The organism is Streptomyces silaceus, assembly GCF_001419745.1.
GTDB lineage: Bacteria > Actinomycetota > Actinomycetes > Streptomycetales > Streptomycetaceae > Streptomyces > Streptomyces silaceus.
The window spans coordinates 1-4,715 of the sequence record NZ_LIRJ01000594.1 but is presented as its reverse complement, the minus strand read 5'-3'; the positions used below and the strand labels follow the sequence as shown (position 1 = coordinate 4,715).

5 protein-coding genes are annotated in these 4,715 nt (G+C 74.5%); 3 read left to right on the top strand and 2 right to left on the bottom strand.

Going from position 1 to position 4,715, the window contains the following annotated elements; translation table 11 throughout:
• The first annotated feature begins 73 nt into the window (after positions 1-73).
• Complete coding sequence (locus AOK22_RS37300; protein WP_055703093.1) at positions 74-625, top strand: DUF1203 domain-containing protein; 552 nt, start codon at positions 74-76, stop codon at positions 623-625.
• Here AOK22_RS37300 and AOK22_RS37295 read toward each other — a convergent pair.
• The gene (locus AOK22_RS37295) at positions 622-1,503 is read right to left on the bottom strand and encodes a LysR family transcriptional regulator (protein WP_055703092.1); all 882 of its coding nucleotides are present in this window, start codon (positions 1,501-1,503) and stop codon (positions 622-624) included. The two genes, AOK22_RS37300 and AOK22_RS37295, sit on opposite strands and share 4 nt — an antisense overlap.
• A 110-nt stretch (positions 1,504-1,613) precedes the next feature.
• Between AOK22_RS37295 and AOK22_RS37290 the strand changes: the two genes are divergently transcribed.
• Positions 1,614-2,813, top strand: coding sequence for an MFS transporter (locus AOK22_RS37290; protein ID WP_055703091.1), 1,200 nt, complete (start codon positions 1,614-1,616; stop codon positions 2,811-2,813).
• Positions 2,814-2,867: 54 nt separating this feature from the next.
• On the opposite strand, the gene AOK22_RS37285 is transcribed toward AOK22_RS37290, so the two are convergent.
• Complete coding sequence (locus AOK22_RS37285) at positions 2,868-3,884, bottom strand: aspartate-semialdehyde dehydrogenase (RefSeq protein WP_055703090.1); 1,017 nt, start codon at positions 3,882-3,884, stop codon at positions 2,868-2,870.
• Positions 3,885-4,081: 197 nt separating this feature from the next.
• Here AOK22_RS37285 and AOK22_RS37280 point away from each other — a divergent pair, with 197 nt between their 5' ends.
• On the top strand, positions 4,082-4,615 hold the full coding sequence (locus AOK22_RS37280) for an RNA polymerase sigma factor (RefSeq protein ID WP_055703089.1): 534 nt from the start codon (positions 4,082-4,084) through the stop codon (positions 4,613-4,615).
• The last annotated feature ends 100 nt before the right edge of the window (positions 4,616-4,715 follow it).

Below are 4,715 nucleotides of genomic sequence, written 5' to 3'. Positions count from 1 at the left end.
AGGGGGCGCCCCCGGGAACGCCCCGTCCGAAAGCCGCCAGCGGCCTTCTCGCCCGCGCGCGAAGCTCGGTGACATGAACAACAGCGCACCCGACACCGCCACCGCCCCGCACGCCACCGCCTACACCCCGCTCCCCATCGCCCCCGACGTCCTCCGGCAGCTCCGTGACGCCGACGACGCCGGGCGGAGCCGTGCGGGCCACGTCGACCACGAAGGGGGGTCGCCGTTGCGGTGCTGTCTGCGGGCCGTCGCTCCCGGCGAGCGCGTCGCCCTCGTGTCGTACGCGCCGTTGCGTCGCTGGGCCGCCGAGACCGGTGCCGCGCCCGGCGCCTACGACGAGCAGGGGCCCGTCTTCATCCACGCCGACCCCTGCGACGGCCCGGCGCCCGAGCGCGCGGGCTATCCGTTCTCCCGCGCCGGGGCCCTGCGGACGGTCCGTCGCTACAGCGCCGACGGGCGCATCGTCGGGGGCCGCCTCCTGACGATCCCGGCGGCCGAGGAGCAGGGCTTCGACGAGGCGTTCGCCGAGGCCTTCTCCGACCCGGAGGTCGCCCTCGTGCACGTCCGCGCCGTCGAGTACGGCTGCTTCCACTTCGAGGTGCGCAGGCCCGGACCGCGGAGCTAGGCCGGCCCCGCCCCCACCGCCCGCGCGAACTCCCGTACCCGCTCCGTCTCCGCGTCCCGGTGCCACACCAGCCCGAGGACCGAGTCCGGCAGCCCGTCGACCGGGACGAAGACGACGTCCCGGCGGCCGTGGTACTCCGCCGTCGGCGTGCACAGCAGCATCGCGCCCCGGTCCGCCGCGACCAGCGTCAGACCCTCCTGGAGCGTGCGGACCGCGGGAGCGGGCGCACTCGACGGGGCGTGCGCCTCCCGCCAGTACGCGGGGGCCGGCGCGGCCGCCGCGATCAGCGGCGTCCCCGCGAGCTCCGCCGCCGTCAGCGAGGCCCGCCCCGCGAACGCGTGCCGCACCGACACCGCCACGGTCTGCCGCTCGCTGGAGAAGACCGGCCCGAGCACGAGATCCGGCTCGGCGACCGGGAGCAGCACGATCGCCGCGTCCACGTCACCGCGCCGCACCGCGCCGAAGGGATCCGCGAAGGGGATCTCCACGATCTCCGTCGTGCACCCCGGGTGCCGCTCCTGGAAGAGCGCGATCGCCTCCATGAGACGCGCGTCCGCGGTCCCCTGGAACCCGATCCGCAGCGTGCCCTCGACCCCCCGCGCCGCCGCCCTCGCCCGGTCCACGACCGACGTCAACTCCTCGTAGGAGGGCCGGAGTTCGGCGAGAAAACGCTCCCCCAGTGTGGTCAGGCGGACCCTGCGGCTCGTACGCTCCAGCAGGCGCGCGCCGATCCGCCGCTCCAGGGCGGCGAGCAACTGGCTGACGCGGCTCTGCGAGACGTACAGCCGCTCACCCGCCCGCCCGAAGTGCAGCTCCTCGGCGAGCACCAGGAAACACTCCAGCTCCCGGATCTCCAGTCCGTTCCCCGGTCCGCCCATGCCGCGCGTCCCTCTCCCGTCCGCCGATGTCCCGATCGATCAGTCCGGCTCATACAAGGATGAGATCTTCCGCGTTGTTCCCGGGCGGGCACCCCCACAGGGTGGATGCCATGTCTCAGAGCACACGACTCCCCACACGGGAGCCCGCACCGCCCCGCCCCCGGGGCCGCCTCGCCGTCGCCGCGGTGGCCGCCGCCACCTTCTCCGTCGTCACCACGGAGATGCTCCCCGTCGGGCTCCTCACCGCCATGAGCGAGGACCTCGGCGTCTCCGACGGCACCGCGGGCCTCACCGTCACGCTGCCCGGCATCGTCGCGGCGCTCGCCGCCCTGCTGCTGCCCGTGGCCGTGCGCCACGCCGACCGGCGCACGGTCCTGTGCGCGCTCATGGTGCTGCTCGCCGCCGCCGACGTCGCCTCCGCGCTCGCGCCCGCCTTCGGCGTCCTGCTCGTCGCCCGCGTCCTGGTGGGCGTGTGCATCGGCGGCGTGTGGGCCATCGCGGCCGGGCTCGGCGTCCGCCTCGTCCGCACGGAGTCCGCGGGGCGGGCCACCGCGGTGATCTTCAGCGGGATAGCGGTGGCGTCCGTCGTCGGGGTGCCCGCCGGCACGCTCCTGGGCGAACTGGCGGGCTGGCGCTGGGGGTTCGCGTCCCTCGCCGTGCTCGCCCTCGCCGTCGCGGGGCTGCTCGCCGCGGTCCTGCCGGGGCTGCCCGCCCGCGAGGGCATCCGGCTCGGCGCGTTCGCCGGACTCCTGCGCATCGGCCGCCTGCGGGCCGGACTCCTCGCCGTCACCCTCCTGGTCACCGGTCACTTCGCCGCGTACACCTATGTGCGCCCCGTCCTCGAGCGTGTCCCCGGCATCGGCGCGGGCCTGATCAGCGGGCTGCTCCTGGCCTACGGCGTGGCCGGCATCGCCGGCAACTTCGCGGGCGGCGCCGTCGCGGCCCGCGACCCGCGCAGGGCGCTGCTCGCCATCTGCGCCGGGCTCGGGGCCGTGACGTTCCTGATGGTGCCCGCGGGCGGCTCGCTCGCCGCTTCGGTGGCGCTGCTCGTGGCGTGGGGCCTGGCGTACGGCGGGGCCTCCGTCTCGGCCCAGAACTGGGTGATGGCCGCGGCCCCGCACGCCCGCGACACGGCGTCCGCGCTCTTCGCCGGGGTGTTCAACGTGGCCATAGCGCTCGGCGCCTTCCTCGGCGGCCGGGTCGCGGACGGCGGCGGGCCGGGCGCGGTCCTGTGGCTCGGCGGCGGCCTCGCGGCCTGCGCGCTGGTGGCGGTGGCCTGCGCGAAGGGGACGGCCACCCACGAAGGATGACCGCCCCCTTCCACGTACCGGGAGAAGCGTCCGTAGCAGCTTCCGTACGCGGGGTCAGCCCTTGAGCTCGGCCGCCACCAGCTCCGCGATCTGGACGGCGTTCAGCGCCGCGCCCTTGCGGAGGTTGTCGTCGGAGATGAAGAACGCCAGGCCGTTCTCGACCGTCTCGTCACGGCGGATGCGGCCCACGAACGAGTCGTCCTTGCCCGCGGCGCCCAGCGGGGTGGGCACGTCCGTGACGACGACGCCCTCGGCCGAGGAGAGGATCTCGGTGGCGCGCTCGGGGCTGAGCGGCCGCGCGAAGCGGGCGTTGACCTGGAGCGAGTGGCCGGTGAAGACGGGCACGCGCACGCAGGTGCCCGAGACCTTCAGCTCCGGGATCTCCAGGATCTTGCGGGACTCGTGGCGCAGCTTCTGCTCCTCGTCGGTCTCGTTCAGACCGTCGTCGACGACGGAGCCCGCCATCGGCAGGACGTTGTACGCGATGGGCGCGACGTACTTGTCGGGCTCGGGGAAGTCGACCGCGGAGCCGTCGTGCGTGAGCTTCGGCGCGTCGTCGCCGACCTTCTTGACCTGCTCGAAGAGCTCGTCGACACCGGCGAGACCGGACCCGGAGACGGCCTGGTAGGTGGCGACGACCAGCGCCTCGAGACCGGCCTCCGCGTGCAGCGGCCTGAGGACCGGCATGGCGGCCATCGTCGTGCAGTTCGGGTTGGCGATGATGCCCTTGGGGCGGTCCTTGATCGCGTGCGGGTTCACCTCGGAGACGACCAGCGGCACCTCGGGGTCGCGGCGCCACGCCGAGGAGTTGTCGATCACCACGGCGCCCTGCGAGGCGACCTTCTCGGCGAGGGCCTTGGAGGTGGCGCCGCCGGCCGAGAACAGGACGATGTCCAGGCCCGTGTAGTCGGCCGTCGAGGCGTCCTCGACCGTCACGCCGTCCACGACCGTGCCGGCGCTGCGGGCCGAGGCGAACAGACGCAGCTCGTCCACGGGGAAGTTCCGCTCGACGAGGATCTTGCGCATGACCTTGCCGACCTGACCGGTGGCTCCGACGATTCCGACCTTCACAGGGACTTCCTCCGTATGTGCGTGCGGCCCGCGACTGTGCGTCCGGCCTGGTGACCTGGGCCCGGGCTTGCTCCATGATGCGTCTGTCCACGGCCGCCTTGTCCAATCCATTGTCCGAGGTGCGGGACGCCACATCCGTCCGAACGTTTCGGGCGCCCCCGGCGTCCTAGGGGAAACGCGGGGACGGGAGGGGCACATTGCTGCGCAGAAAAGCGCGCCGCGCGCAGGTGGGGACCCGGGGAGCGGATCCACTGGACGCCGCCCAGGAGGACCGGGTCCGGGCGGTGCTCGCGCTCGGCGGCGTGCCGTACGCCGACCTGCCCGACGGGGTGCAGCAGGTCCGGCTGAAGCTCCTGGAGCGGGCCGCGGACGGGCGCGAGGCCCCGCGCGACGTCTCCGCGTGGGCGGCCGTCGTCGCCTCCAACCTCGCCATGGACTGGCACCGGGCCCGGCGCAGGCAGGAGCGGCTCGGCGAGCGGCTCGCGGTGCTGTGGCGCGAGTCCGCCGACGAGGACGGCGCGGAGGCGCGGGCCACCTCGCTCGCCGTCGCCCAGGGCCTCGGCGAGCTGCCGGACGCCCAGCGCCAGGTCGTGGTCCTCCGCTTCTACGCCGACCTGCCGGTCCGGGCCATCGCCGAGGAGCTGGGCATCCCGGAGGGCACGGTCAAGAGCAGACTGCACACGGCGGTCCGGCTCCTGCGGGCCCGGCTGCACGAAGGGGAGGTGGTGTGACGATGCCGGCCAAGGACAGCGACCACGACGCGCTGATGCTGGCGCTCACGGACGACCCCGTGCCCGACGAGGCACGCGCCGACCCCGACTTCGCCGCCGA